A 13,888-nucleotide genomic window follows, 5' to 3' on the forward strand; every position below is an offset into this window, starting at 1 on the left:
TTGATTAATACACCCTTTGCTATTTATTTAAGTGTAAATGTGCCTTTCATCATGGCGTAGTGGCCAGGGAAAGAGCAAAAATAAGTGTAATCTGTTTTGGCGGTTAAGCCGCTGGTATCAAAAGTCACTTGCGCTGATTTACCACCGCCAATAATGTCGGTAGCGGCAAGTACGCGGCTATCGTCAGGCTTTAAGTACTGGTTGCTAAGCCCTGCTGCGTTGCCATCGGTGATAATACCTTGCATGTTTTGCTCAGTAGATAGCACCCAGTTATGACCCATTACATTGGCAGGTAATTTACCTACATGATTAAGCTTTACGGTTACTTTTTTACAGCTTTTAGGAGCGCTTAGTGTTTTAGTTGAAAACTGCATCATATCGTTTGCATCTATATTTAGTGTGCATTCGTCTGCATATGCAGCATTGGCACTAAATAGTAGTGCAAGGCTTATTAACTTTTTCATACTGTTTCCTCTGTATTAGCTAAGTTGTTGCGTGCTTGATTGGTTAGCTCAACCAGCGCTTTACGTACCTCTAACGGGCTGTTGCACTGGGTTTTAAAGTTAATAAAGTAGTTACGCTTTTGGCTTTGTATATAAAAGCCAGTGGGTAATAAGCCGCTCATTATTGGGGTGTTATCAGCAACGCTGTAGTGCTGCATTAATATGAGCGACATAGCATCTTGGTGATCTTCATTCATATGGTTAATCATGCTTTGCTGTTGGCTTTCGTCCCAGTTTTTTGCCTCATCCTGCCATTCGTTTTGTTCAAGCCAAAATATTTTGCCAAAGCCGCCAATGTAACGCACACGTACTACGTCTAATTGCCATAACTGAAAGTCGTGCGCATTGCGATAGCTAGCGGCTTCGGGGTATAGGGCAATATAGTTATCAAGTAAAGTGTGTACTTGCTCACTTGGCACAATAGAGCCATCGCCTACGAGCGTTACGCGGCCGTGCTCGTTTTGATCGCCACTGTCGGTGGCGTCAAATATGGTAAGGCTCATACGTGAGTCGTGCTTTAGATTTTTAGTGTGCTGGGCTATATCGCTAATAAAAAAGTAAACACGCCCTTGTTCGTCGCACATATAGGGGGTTACTGAGCCAAACGGGTAACCGCGTAAATTATTAGAAATGGTCGACATGACACCAGCATTGGTTTTGTAAACCAATGTGCGTGCATCGTTTAACGCTTGTTCTCTCATAAAAACTCCTGACGTTGAGAAAAAACCATGGGTGCATCGTTATAAGGATGAGGGTTTACGTGCAGTTTCATGGCGTACATTTGTTGTAAGTTTTGTTCAGTTAGTACGGTGTTTATAGGCCCACTTTGCAGCACTTTTTTGTTGTGCAGTAAAATAGCATCGGTTGCATAAAGGCTGGCCAAGTTTAGATCGTGTATTGCAATAATGGCGCTGTTACCCTGCTCTACAAATGCTTTAACGCAGCTGAGCAAAGCATGTTGATGGCGCATATCAAGTGCTGATGTAGGCTCGTCGAGCAGCATTAGTTTTGGCTCGGCCGATTGTGTAAAAGCGTTTAGCTGCGCTAAAGTACGCGCCATATGCACGCGTTGTTGCTCCCCGCCCGAAAGCGCACTTACGCGGCGATTTAAATACTGGTTTAAATCCATAATAGCGGCGTATTTATTTACTTTTTCGCTTTGCATTTTTAATGACTCTACATACGGGTAGCGGCCCATTGCAATAAGCTCAAATACAGTAAAATCAAACCCTACGTGGTTTGCTTGCATCATCACTGCGCGCTGTGTGGCTAGGCGTTTTTTAGCGTGATAGGCCAGCGGCTTAGCATTAAAAAGTACACTGCCTGTAAATGACTGCATACCTGCTAAGGTATGCAGTAAAGTAGATTTACCCGCGCCATTTTCACCAAGTAATGCAACAAGTTGGCCTTGTTTAGCACTGCCATTAATGGTGTTTAAAACGGTATGGTTGCCAAAGCCAACGCTTAGGTTGTTAAACGTGATCATGACCAACCTCGCTTATTTTTAACGATTAAATAAATAAACAGTGGCGCACCTAAAAGCGCAGTAATAATGCCAATGGGTAGCTCTGCTGGCATGATCACAATGCGTGCTAGCCAGTCAGAAAGTAGCAATACCACTACGCCAATTAACATACAAAGCGGCAGCATATTACGTAAATGCGGCCCCACCATTAAGCGGGCAATATGCGGGACTACTAAACCAACAAACCCTATTAAACCGGTAAGCGCTACAACCGCACCTACCCCTAATGCAACAAGTATAATTACATATAGTTTGAGCTTGTTGGTGTCTACTCCTAGGTACTGAGCTTGTGACTCGCCAATAAGAAGTAAGTTCATGGGATTTTTTAATCGCCACAGGCCAATAAGGCTAATAAAAAGTAAAGGTGCTGCTTGAATAATTGTGCTCCAGCTTGCCCCGCCTAATGAGCCCATGGTCCAGTAATTTATTAATCGTAATGCACTGTCATCGGCAAAAAAGCTTAGTAGCCCAATAACCGCAAATGCTAATGCGTTAATAGCAACCCCGACTAATATAAGTGTGGTGATATTAATTTGCCCTTGCTGCTTGGCAATAAAATATACCAGCGAGGTAACACCAAGCGCCCCTAAAAACGAGGCATAAGGTAAATACAACTGCGCGTTAAAATTAAACTGCGCGCTAAGTGCTATAAACGCCACTGCAACCATAGCCGCACCCGCACTAATGCCAATAATAGATGGGTCGGCCAATGGGTTGCGGCACAGCGCTTGCGTTGACGCGCCTGTTTGGGCAAGCACCAACCCTACAAGCACTGCAAGGACAAAGCGTGGCAAACGTATTTGCATTACGACATTTATTTGCAGCGCATCAAACTGATTAAAGCGCTCGGGCGCAAGCCAAGCAATGGCTAAACGCCAATCCCACCCTGCTGGCCCATACCCTATGCTAAGTAGCGCCAAAGCAAAAATACACACAGAGGCTAATAGCATCCATTTATGGGTTTGGCTAAGTGTTACAGGCTTAAAACGGCTCAATGTTAGGGTGTTCATAAGTGGGCTTTGTACTCGTTAAGCTCATTAATTGCTGTGGCAATACGTGGCGACATGCCAAGCGAAAGTAGGCTATCCATTACAAGTAAGTTACAGGTTTGCGCCGCTTTTAATAAGAGTAGTGTAGGTTGCTCACAAAAAGCCTGCTTACCGCCAAGGCTGTGTACAACATGGGCTGGGGCTACTAAAAAGTCGGGCTGATTTATAGCAAGTACTTCGGTGTTAATTGCTTTAAAGCCTGAATGCGTAGCGCCTATATTAGTAATGCCTGCATAGCTAAATAATAAATTAGGGACGGTTTCTTGTCCTGCGGCAACAAGCCCGCGCTCATTAGCTGAGAGTAAAAATAGCGCGCTGTGTGTTTGCGCTTTTGCTTTTTCAGGTAATGATTTTGTAATGTGCGTAATAAGTGTTTGTGCTTTTTGCTTAGCGTTTAAATCGTCACCTAAGCGTTTTATTAGCTCAAGTAGCTCGTTAACTGAGGTCGGCTTTTTATAATGAATTAGCTTAACCCCTGTTGCCTCAATTTGCTTAAGTGCTTGGCTTCGCCCTGCGCCTTCAAGCGCTAACAAGGTGGTTGGACGCATTGAAAGTACGCCTTCTGCCGCTAAATCGCGATAATAGCCCACTTGCGGTAATTGCGTGGCTTGGTGCGGGTACATGCTCGATTGATCAACCGCTACAAGGGTATTTTGTTTGCCTAGCGCATAAATTATTTCAGTAAGGGTGCCGCCAGCGCTAATAACGCGCTCTTGTGCAAGTGCAGATTGGGCCATTAAAGCAAACAATATAAATAAGTATTTCATTACACACTCCGGTTTTATTTTTTGGCTATTATAATCAGTTAAATCTAAATGAAAATGATTATCGTAATTAATTGATCTTATTTTGACTTAGTTGTAACATCTCCGCCATAAATAATAACTATTATCATTTGGAGTTAAAATGAATCCCTCTGCGTTTAGATTTACTGCTATAGCAACCTTACTACTCGGCTCGGGCACTGCCATTGCCGAAAACATAATTGACGATCATATTGTTATAAGTGGCTCGCGCTTTGAGCAAAAGCTTAAAGATGTAACAGGCTCAGTCACTGTTATTACCGAGCAAGACATAGAGCGTCAGCTAGCTGTAGATTTACAAACCATGTTTAAATACGATTCAAGCATTGCAACCACAGGCAGTGGCGCAGGCGCGCAAACACTTACAGTACGTGGTGTTGGTGGTAACCGGGTTGTATTTATAAAAGATGGCCGACGCACCAACGATGGTTATGCAGGTGGAGGGGGCTATTTAGTTGGCCGTAATTATTTTGACGTAGCAGGTGTAAAACAAGTAGAAGTAGCCAAAGGTGCTGCATCGTCATTATATGGCTCTGATGCACTTGGTGGCATTGTGGTTATAACCACTAAAGATCCTAGTGATTATTTAAAAAATAACAGCAGCTTTGTAAAAATGGCGCTTGGGTATCAAGGTCAAAGTAATCAAGTTGCCGCCGATATTACTGCGGCAAAAGACTTAGGCGACTTTGCAGTAAGCGCCGTGTATAGCCACCGCGATAGCGAAGAAGTACAAAACTATGACGAAAACTTACCCGGTTATGATGCTAAGTCGGATGCTTTATTAGTTAAATTTGAGCAACAGCTTGATGAAAAACGCACACTTAAATACACCCTTGATTACTTTAATCAAACAACTGAGCAAGTTATTACTCCTGCCGTTCAAGAAACAGAAGAAGATGACACGAGTTGGTCGCTGGCGCTCGATTACCATTCAGAAGTAGCAACCGCTGCGTTTGATAAATGGTACGGGCAAGTGTCTTATAGTAGTTACGAGCAACAAAGCGATCAAATTAGTGGCGCAAGCACCTACACCGATTATAACGACTATCGTTTTGAGCAAAATATTTTAGGTTTAAAAGCGGTATTTAATAAAGGGTTTAACGCAGAGAGTGCCGATCATGAAGTGGTATACGGAGTTGATATAGACTTATACGACACCACCCGCCCACGTTTTAAAACCCGTATTTTAGCCGATGGCACCGTTGATTTTACAGACCAAAAACAAAAAGCATTCCCGGGGGCTGATACTTCTTTAATTGGCGCTTATGTACAAGACAGTATTTCGTTTAATAACAGCGCGTGGTCGGTTATTGCAGGTATTCGATATGATTACTACACCCTAGAGGCTAAAAATGATGAGCTATACGCCGATGCGCAGCTTGGTGATATTACCGAATCTGCTTTTTCGCCTAAGCTAGGTGCTATATACCAAGTGGATGATAACTTGTCGTTGTACGGGCAATACGTACGAGGCTTTAAAATACCACCACACGACCAAGCCTATCAAAGCCACGGCGTTGAACCGTTTTATCAAATATTACCAAACGCCGATTTAGACCCTGAAAGCAGTGATTCGTTTGAGCTTGGGCTAAGATACGCCAGCAGCGATATTAGCGTAAATTTAAGTGCTTTTTATGCAGCATACGATGACTTTATAGAAACAGCCGTAGTAGGTGTTGAGCCAACGTACATTCCTGGCGTAAACAAAACGCTGTATCAGTACCAAAATATTAGCGAAACACAAATAAGCGGTGTTGAAGCAGGAATTGCCATGTATGTAGCTGAAAATATACTACTAGAGGCAAACGTGGCTTACGTTGATGGTGAAAATAAAGAAACCGATCAGCCACTTACAAGCATTAGCCCGTTAAAAGGCTCAGTATTGTTAAGTACAGAACAGGGTAATATTAACTGGACCGCCGCGTTGCGTTTTGCTAAATCGCAATCGGATGTAGTACTTGATACAAGCGGTAATAAAACTACGCAAGGGCATGGCTACGGCGTTGTTGATTTATACGCAAACTACGAATGGCAAGCATGGCAGCTAAATGTAGGTGTACTTAACTTGCTCGATAAAGAATATGTACCTTTTGAGTTGATTGCAGGTCAATCACAAGGTGCTGATTTTAGCCAATACACCCAACCTGGGCGTAACTTTTCAGCCAAAATAAGCTATGAGTTTTAATTAGCTCCTAGAAAATTAAATAGCAACAAACGTTGCATGAAGCTGCAGCGTTTGTTGAGTTTATTTTTAAGATGACACCCAACCTAATTTTTTATTTATTGATTCCTAGATTCTAATTGGAAGTGCACCACCTAATTCATTATGGCTAAAGTACAAAATTAACGGTGGGTGTCATCTCAAAATTTCATCTTAAAATTTACTAAAAACAAAGTAACACTTTATAAGCCAGCGATTTAAAGCCAAAATCACTGGTTTTATAAATTAATTAACTGCAAAGTCTTTTGTTTCTAAATAGCTTGGTACGGTTTTAAAACATGCCTCTAGTTTGCTTTTAAGCGCAGTGCTTATCGAAGCATCACACTTCAATTTCCCGTTATATTTACTCATAGTAAGCGGTACTAAGCTTAACGAGTCATAGCTTGGCTTGCTTTGTATTTTATGAATTACTAAACCTTGCTGCTCTGTTAGCTTTATTAATGTAAACACATTTTTTTGTGCTTGATTAGTCGTTATTTTTTCAACATATAGCGGGTTTTTAAAGGTTAGCTTTGTAGTAAAAAGTGCGTTGCCACCGCGTTCAAAATGGCCGTTAAATACAGTTACATTTAAGGTGGGTGTCTTTTTATTTATTAATAAATTTAGGTCAAATTTAGTTGGTAAAATAGTGATCTGTTCTTGCTCGTCTGCTGCTTTATTTAAAATATTTTTGATTGTTTTTAAGTGGGTGTCACCCGTAGTTACTTCATACACTATTTGGTGGTTGTGTGGAGAGGCGTATAAAGGCATGTGGCTGGCAAGTACTTTATCGCCGGCTAAAATAAGCGCCATACCATGGAAGCCATTATAGCTGTGGGTTTTGTGTGAATTGTGTTGAGGTGTATTTGCGTGCGCTGCACTAGATAATAAAATAAAAAATAGCAGTATGTGTTTCATGTTAGTGCTCAAAAAATATATATAGCGCCACTATAAGCTGATTTTTATATACAAATAATCGATAATAAGTGATTAGTTGTTTCCTTTTAGTTAATACGGTTTGGCGCTATGCATTTAGATGACATTGAAAAAGTAATTAATATGGCGGGTTCGCAAAATCTGCATACAACCGCTAAGCACTTTAATATTACCCCTGGTGCGCTGTCTAAAACGCTAAAAAAGGTTGAGGCAAACTTAGCCACGGAGCTGTTTAACCGTGTAGGTAAAACCTTAGTACTCAATGATAAAGGCAAAGAGTTTGTTAAGCACAGTAGCGATTTAGTTCATAATTACCAGCAGCTTACTAGCCGTTTTAAAAGCGATAATCATAAATTTAATGCGGTTATTGCAGGCCCTGCCATTTTACTTAAAAGTGGTTTAAAAAAGCTGCTTATACCCCTTAGTAACCTGCCTTGCTCGGTGCGTATTAATAATGTATTTGAAGGTGAAGCCATAAGCCAAGTTGCATCAGGCTCGGCGCATATTGCGTTAGTAACTCGCGAGGCATTAAACAACAGCTCACATACTAATTTAGTGGCGGTTGACGTATTTAATACTGAGTTTAGTGTAGTTGCGGCCGCTGGGCATCAGCTAGTAAAAGCTGGCTCTTTAACGCTCAATAAAAACCAATTACTACAGTTGTCTTTTGCATGCCCGTTGTTTTCACCACTGTGCGGCCTTGAACAAGGTATTGGCTCCGACGGCTGGCAAGATGAAATAGCCCCGCGCAATATTGTATTTAGATGTAGCGATTACAGTGCATTAATGGAGGTGGTACAAAGTGGCTTGGTGTTGGCATATTTACCAAATTTCGTGATTGATGATTTAGGGCTTAAAAAATAAACTGTAAAGGGGGTTAACAGTCACTACAGCGAAGAGGTAGTAATGATTTACAAACCATCAAAAGCTGATGGCTGGCTTAATAAACTCATGCACTCTTTATAGAGAATTTATCAATTTAAGTTCAATGCAAAGTATTACTTAGCTAAGCAGTGGTTAGCTAATATCAGCAACAATGCACTGATTACGGCCATGTTCTTTTGCATGGTAAAGTGCTTTGTCAGCACATTTGTAAACTTGGTCTATGTCGTTACTGTACTCAGGACTAAAAACATCAAACTAAGTGTATAAAAAAGGCCAGATGCAAACGCTACTGGCCTTTCATTAAAACCGTCATGTGCTTAGAGTTGACGGATGTTATTTAAACTTATTTACTAACGTTTTTGCGACGTCTATTAAACCATACTAATGGAGTAAGTAATAAAGCTATAAAGCCAAAACTACCACCACCGCTAGATTTTGATTCTGTTACAGGCACAGTTGCTACCGCTTCATTTTTTACCATTACAGTACTTTGTTGAGTCACAGTTGTTACACCATCACTTACGGCAACTTCAAAAACAAGCTCTTCATCTGCAGTAATAGCTGCAGGTGTGAAGCTCAAAGTTGCTGTATCGGTACCGGTGAGCGTAGCAGCACTACCGCTAACCTGAGTCCAAGCATAAGTCAGTGTTTGACCATTGCGATCTGACGCTGTTGCTGTAATTGTTCCTGTAGCCGATTCAGTAATTTCCGCTGATGCACTTTCGATTAAAACAAGTGGAGCTGCGTTATCACATGCTAGTGAATCACCCGCTACAAGCTCAGAAAATACAGGAGATAAAACGTTAGACATAGTTAGGTTATCAATCCACCAACCTAAATCACTTACTGCGCCATCTGATGAAATTCTAAAGCGTACTTTTACTAAGTTGCCGTTTAGAGCATCACCAAAATTGATAGTTTCATAATTACCATACGCGCCACTATCTTGTACGTTATTACCTGTGTATGTTTCACGTTCTTGAAGCTCTTGAGAATCGTTTTCGATTAGAACAGCGTCATAGCCAACATCAAATGTGCCGCCAATTTCAGTAGCATCAACCCAGTCACCGCCATTAACACTAACTTCTACAACACCACCATCCCAGTTTTGCTCAATACTATAGAAATGCCAAAACGAGATTTCAAAGTCGCCTGAGTAACCAACTTCGAATGGCTTACTCTCTATTGCTACATCTGATTGGAAGCCATTATTTACAAGGCGCATTGCCTGCGTGCCTAGCTCAAACCCACCTTGTTCAAAGAAGGCAATATTACCACTATTATCCATAACCTGAGTGCCAACAGCTAAATCACCGCCAAACATTACGTTTTCTTTTAAATCTAATAGTGATGAACTTGCTACTTCCATATCATCTGAAACTACAGCTCCAACAGGCATTTCTGATTTAAAGCCCATATTTACTTCAAACGTGAGTGTTTGATCAAGTGCTTCAACGATATCATCGTCCGTTTCAATTTCAGGGAATGTGACTTCAATTTCTAGTGTTTCAGCTGTACCCGCTTCGTTCAAAGTAACTTTAATATCGTTACTAGTTATTGCTTCGTACGGTTGAACTTCACCAAAAGTAAGTAAACCATCATTTTCAAATGTTACATCATGATCGCTTATAACAGTTAGTTGTGCTGTTGTACCACTAAGTACTTCACTACCACGGTTAGTAATTGTTACGCTAACCGTACTCGTTTCGCCTTTATCTAAAATATTGTCGTTAGTACAAAAACCAAGCTCTGTACCATTGTACATGTTGTTTAAGTCAGCACTTGCAAATGCATAGCTAGAAAGCTGTGTTTTATCCGATTCAACTACACCAGTAAGGTCTTCACTGAAACGATCTGGCGATACTGCGCCAAGACCCATACCACGTTTAGCAAATGCACCCACCATTAGTTTGTAATCAGCAGGGTCTACTGCATAGGCAGCAGCTAAAATAGCATCACGTGCTTCAGTGTAGGTTGGTGCTATAGGTGTTAATTTGTAACCTGCAACTAAGTAATCTGCCATTCGAGTTTGTGCTTCATTAAAGCCATGCTCGTTAATAAGCGCTACATAGTTTTCCCATAATACAGTTGCCCAAATTTCGCCGGCAGCATGAGGAGAAGCCACGCTTGTTGGTGATATACCAATATCAGCACCAGCATTTTCAGTAATATGGCGGAACGACAATGCATTTACATCTGTATCAGTTGAATAAGGAAGACGACGAATACCGAAGTAGAAGTCTTCTACAAATGTGCCGCTACCATATGCTTTTTGGAACTTATCGTTACCTGTAATATTTATATCGCTTTCTTTAGCGATAAACATTAATGAGTGGAAATCGCCCCAGCCTTCGCCCATTGCGCGGCCTTGGAAGTTAATAAGGCCTGATGAATTACCGACTAAGCGGTTACTAATGTAGTGACCCCATTCATGAGCAATAATACCATTATCAAACGTACCATCTTTTAATGTTGCTTTGGTAAACATGTCTACAGTAACAACTTCACCAGCATCAATTAGGTCATACATTGCATGACCATCAGCGTAATTTAAACCCATATTTGGAATGGTTACAGTATCGTCTTCACCGCCCATTGGTGCCGGTTCTGCCGCATCTGGGTCATTATTAACAACGATAGTTGCTATTGCACCTGCATCTTGTGCATTTTTTACTTTAATCGTAAAAGCACATGAGCCACGATCTACAATTGCAATTTTCCCTGCTAGTTCAGCAGCATTTATAGCAGGCTCACAACCATCATTAATACTTGTTGAATCTACTGTATTTCCATCATCTAAACGAACAACTTCTGCAGCCACATCACTGAACTGGTATTTACCAAAGCCAGATTCTTTTGTTGAAGCTAAAAGGCCTAAAGAGTCATGTGAAGTTACTGTAATACCAAAATCTACACCAACAGTGGCATCTTTACTGTTGTACAAGTACATTTGCATACGTGGGCTAGCACCATCAGCTGGTGTAGACATATTTGCATTATTACGACCTGAGTTATCTTGAGCCTGTGCTTCAATCGGGTCGCCTTCTATGCCGCCACGACCAAAGTTAGATACTTGAGCTACATTTGATGTTTCATCAAAACCATGATCATAGAAAAAATCATGTAAAAAGTTATTCATATAAAACAAGTTAACAATAGCTGCTTTACGGTTTGCGTAGCTATTTGCAACTTCATCTACTTGATAAGGGTAGTCAAATGTGAAGTCTGCAGTTGTTTCAGCGGTAAAGTCACCTTCACTAAAGTCTTGAGGTGCAATCACATCGGCGTATGCGAATACGTTATTACCCGAAGTTGTCGTTGCATCATCAGCTAACCATGGGTCCATTGTGCTTAGTTTGCTGTAGTAAGATAGAGATACCATTGGCGCGTCTAAAATCTCAGTCTCGTCTACTTGTCCTGGGCCATCAGCAGGAATTACGTCACCGTGCGGGCTTTCCATTGGGTAGCCATCTTGGTTAGCGTAAACACGGTAATTAAAGTCAGCTGCATGAGATTTCAAATCTTTCGCAAAATATACTTTGCTGTTATTCGAATCTACTACGTAACTAAAGTAGTCACTTTCTAAAGAGCCAACTTCTGCTACTTCTACTTCAATGTAGTAAGCAGATTTAAGCTCGCCTGCCACTTCAAAAAACACTTCTTTTGCACGTGGTGTACCTAAAACAATCTTAGAGTCATCTAATGATTTAGCCTCATATTTTGCATAGCCACCTTCATTACCAATTTTACGAAGTGAGACATCAATATTAGCTAATTCACTAAATGCTTTTTTTATACTTTGCTCTGAGCTTACAAAACCCGTTAATGCAGCAAGTTTATTTTTAGATGACGACGTATCAGCAAAATAACCCGAGCTTGCTACTAAGTTGTACTCTTTATCCATTAACAAGTTGTATTCGCGGTTAAAAACTTCAACACCGTTTACTTGTTGCTTGTATTTTGCACTAATAGAGCCACGTTTTTGCTCTGATAAATCAACCATAACAGCAGAAGATGCTGTTGCTTTACGATTACTAATACCTGTTAAAGTTTCAATATAAAAGTCAGCAGCATATTGGTTACGGTTATCAGCAGCGATTAAAGCCATGTCAGGCTTACGCTGACCTATTGCTTGCCATAAAAACGTTGCTTTACCCATTTGTGCATCGTAAATTGATTTTTGACCCGAGACAGTGGCGCGTTCGGCTAAGGTTTTCTGCTGAACAGCAGCTAAAGAAGTACCCTGAGTAACTGCATTTGTTGCACTTACATCATAAAATCGAGTTTGTTCAGCGGCCGTTAGCTCACCTGCTGCTAATGTAGATGCTACAACCATGGCAATAGTTGTTAATTTAAATTGAGACATGTATCCACCTATTTGTATTTATTATGTTTAAACACTTAATGTTTTTAAATTGATTGTTTTATGTAAACTCCTGGTTAAGTTGTTAATATACAGACTTGAATAAGGCTGAATAGCTTTAAATTTAAAGAAAAGTAAACAAAGGTAAACGAATGCAAAAAATAATTTTTACAAGTGCAGTGCCAATAATCGCAGCTTTATTACTATCTGCATGTAATAACAGTGAAAAAACAGAGGTTAACAACTCTCAGGCACAACCTAAAACAGCAGAAATTATTATAAAAGAACCATCTAAGAACCAGAAAAGTGACACTATTTTCCCTAAAAAAGAAAGTAGTCAAGATGTTATTAAAAATGCATCTAAAAGCATAAATTCATCGGGTGATAAACTTATCTTTAACTCTGAGCAGTTATTTAAAGGCGACGTTATTTATAATCAGAACTTAAAACAAAAAGGTGTAGTAACAGGTACTCTTACCATTACATTAAATACCGATTCTGTGCCTGATGAGTTAAAAAATAATTATGAATTAATCAAGTCAACAGCTCACAATTACACATTACTTGTTGAAAAGGATGTTGATATTGCAGGATTGTCTAGTGCTCTAAACAGCTATAAATCAGTGACCAATGTAGAAATTGCAATTAACTATTCACCTATCGAAACACACTTTTAATCAGCAACAATGCACTGATTACGGCCATGTTCTTTTGCATGGTAAAGTGCTTTGTCAGCACATTTGTAAACTTGGTCTATGTCGTTACTGTGCTCAGGCCAAGTTGCAATCCCAATTGAAATTGTTATAAAGCCGATAGTTTCCATATTTGTAGACTCAACAGTTTTACGTAGTCGCTCTGCTATTTTGAGCGCACTTTGGCTGTTTTTATTAGGCAAGACAAGTACAAATTCTTCACCACCTATACGTGCTACGATATCGTCTTTTCGAGATAATTTTTTGATAATATCAGTAAGCGATTTAAGAGCTTCATCTCCTTTATCATGGCCAAAGGTATCGTTAACTCGCTTAAAGAAATCGATGTCTATCTCTAAAATAGCAAATGGAGTTTGCTTAAACATCAATTGGTTTAATAAACCGTTTAAACTCCTACGGTTATGAGTATCAGTTAGGGGATCTGTTTGCGCATCATGACGAAGCTGACCTATCTGCATTTGCAAAGTATTAACTCCATTGAGCATTGCAATTTTTAGTCTGTGGCTTTCAAAGTACCAAGATTTAACACTTTTTAGCTCTTCAATACTTGTTGGATCGTCAAGTGTATTTGCTTTGTCTGCTAGTTGTTCTAAAGGCCTGGAAATAAAGTGAGCAAAAAAACCTATTAAAAGAAACGTAATAACAGCCATCGGTAATGTACGTTTTATTACTTCAGTTATGAGTAAATCAAGTGACGAAAGCGTTGCTCTTACAGGGCGCTGAGCGACAATTACCCATTTTGCTTTAGGCACGGAGGAAAAGCCTGCTAGCATTTCTATCTCTTGGCTATTTTTAACAATAGAAGTACCGCTTTGGCCTGTAATCATATTATTAGTGATGGAATTATTTGTGACGACTGTCCCTATAAGCTGTCTCTTATACACAAATCCCTGCTAAGAAATTAGCGGGGA

General features: G+C 40.2%; 10 protein-coding genes and 1 pseudogene. 3 read left to right on the forward strand and 8 right to left on the reverse strand.

The window, feature by feature from the left end:
* Positions 1-23: 23 nt before the first annotated feature.
* The 5 genes from azu to GQR53_RS11340 are packed head-to-tail and all read right to left on the reverse strand — an operon-like array spanning position 24 to position 3,844.
* Complete coding sequence (gene azu, locus GQR53_RS11320; protein WP_165743970.1) at positions 24-464, reverse strand: azurin; 441 nt, start codon at positions 462-464, stop codon at positions 24-26.
* On the reverse strand, positions 461-1,204 hold the full coding sequence (locus GQR53_RS11325) for a DUF2470 domain-containing protein (protein WP_165743971.1): 744 nt from the start codon (positions 1,202-1,204) through the stop codon (positions 461-463). Before GQR53_RS11325 ends, azu begins: the two co-directional genes overlap by 4 nt.
* Positions 1,201-1,989, reverse strand: coding sequence for a heme ABC transporter ATP-binding protein (locus GQR53_RS11330; protein WP_165743972.1), 789 nt, complete (start codon positions 1,987-1,989; stop codon positions 1,201-1,203). The genes GQR53_RS11325 and GQR53_RS11330 overlap by 4 nt, the downstream gene beginning before the upstream one ends.
* Positions 1,986-3,038, reverse strand: coding sequence for an iron ABC transporter permease (locus GQR53_RS11335; RefSeq protein WP_165743973.1), 1,053 nt, complete (start codon positions 3,036-3,038; stop codon positions 1,986-1,988). The genes GQR53_RS11330 and GQR53_RS11335 overlap by 4 nt, the downstream gene beginning before the upstream one ends.
* Entirely contained in the window at positions 3,035-3,844 is an 810-nt protein-coding gene (locus GQR53_RS11340; RefSeq protein ID WP_165743974.1) for an ABC transporter substrate-binding protein, read from the reverse strand. The genes GQR53_RS11335 and GQR53_RS11340 overlap by 4 nt, the downstream gene beginning before the upstream one ends.
* A 139-nt stretch (positions 3,845-3,983) precedes the next feature.
* Between GQR53_RS11340 and GQR53_RS11345 the strand changes: the two genes are divergently transcribed.
* Positions 3,984-6,065: a TonB-dependent hemoglobin/transferrin/lactoferrin family receptor gene (locus GQR53_RS11345; protein ID WP_165743975.1), complete on the forward strand. Its 2,082-nt coding sequence runs from the start codon at positions 3,984-3,986 to the stop codon at positions 6,063-6,065.
* Positions 6,066-6,326: 261 nt separating this feature from the next.
* Here the strand turns inward: GQR53_RS11345 and GQR53_RS11350 are convergent, their stop codons facing one another.
* The gene (locus GQR53_RS11350) at positions 6,327-6,998 is read right to left on the reverse strand and encodes a hypothetical protein (protein WP_165743976.1); all 672 of its coding nucleotides are present in this window, start codon (positions 6,996-6,998) and stop codon (positions 6,327-6,329) included.
* 108 nt (positions 6,999-7,106) lie between these two features.
* Between GQR53_RS11350 and GQR53_RS11355 the strand changes: the two genes are divergently transcribed.
* Positions 7,107-7,880 (forward strand): LysR family transcriptional regulator, encoded by a 774-nt coding sequence (locus tag GQR53_RS11355; protein ID WP_231620011.1) that lies wholly within the window; start codon positions 7,107-7,109, stop codon positions 7,878-7,880.
* Positions 7,881-8,244: 364 nt separating this feature from the next.
* Here the strand turns inward: GQR53_RS11355 and GQR53_RS11360 are convergent, their stop codons facing one another.
* Positions 8,245-12,267: a rhombosortase-dependent M36 family metallopeptidase gene (locus GQR53_RS11360; RefSeq protein WP_165743977.1), complete on the reverse strand. Its 4,023-nt coding sequence runs from the start codon at positions 12,265-12,267 to the stop codon at positions 8,245-8,247.
* Between the two features lie 149 nt (positions 12,268-12,416).
* Between GQR53_RS11360 and GQR53_RS11365 the strand changes: the two genes are divergently transcribed.
* Positions 12,417-12,941 (forward strand): hypothetical protein, encoded by a 525-nt coding sequence (locus GQR53_RS11365; RefSeq protein WP_165743978.1) that lies wholly within the window; start codon positions 12,417-12,419, stop codon positions 12,939-12,941.
* Here the strand turns inward: GQR53_RS11365 and GQR53_RS11370 are convergent.
* Positions 12,938-13,846 (reverse strand): annotated as a pseudogene (locus tag GQR53_RS11370) (GGDEF domain-containing protein); the annotation flags it as partial. The gene GQR53_RS11365 and the pseudogene GQR53_RS11370 sit on opposite strands and share 4 nt — an antisense overlap.
* Positions 13,847-13,888: the final 42 nt, after the last annotated feature.

Origin of the sequence: Pseudoalteromonas sp. Z9A6 (assembly GCF_011378805.1) — a bacterium.
Classification (GTDB): domain Bacteria; phylum Pseudomonadota; class Gammaproteobacteria; order Enterobacterales; family Alteromonadaceae; genus Pseudoalteromonas; species Pseudoalteromonas distincta.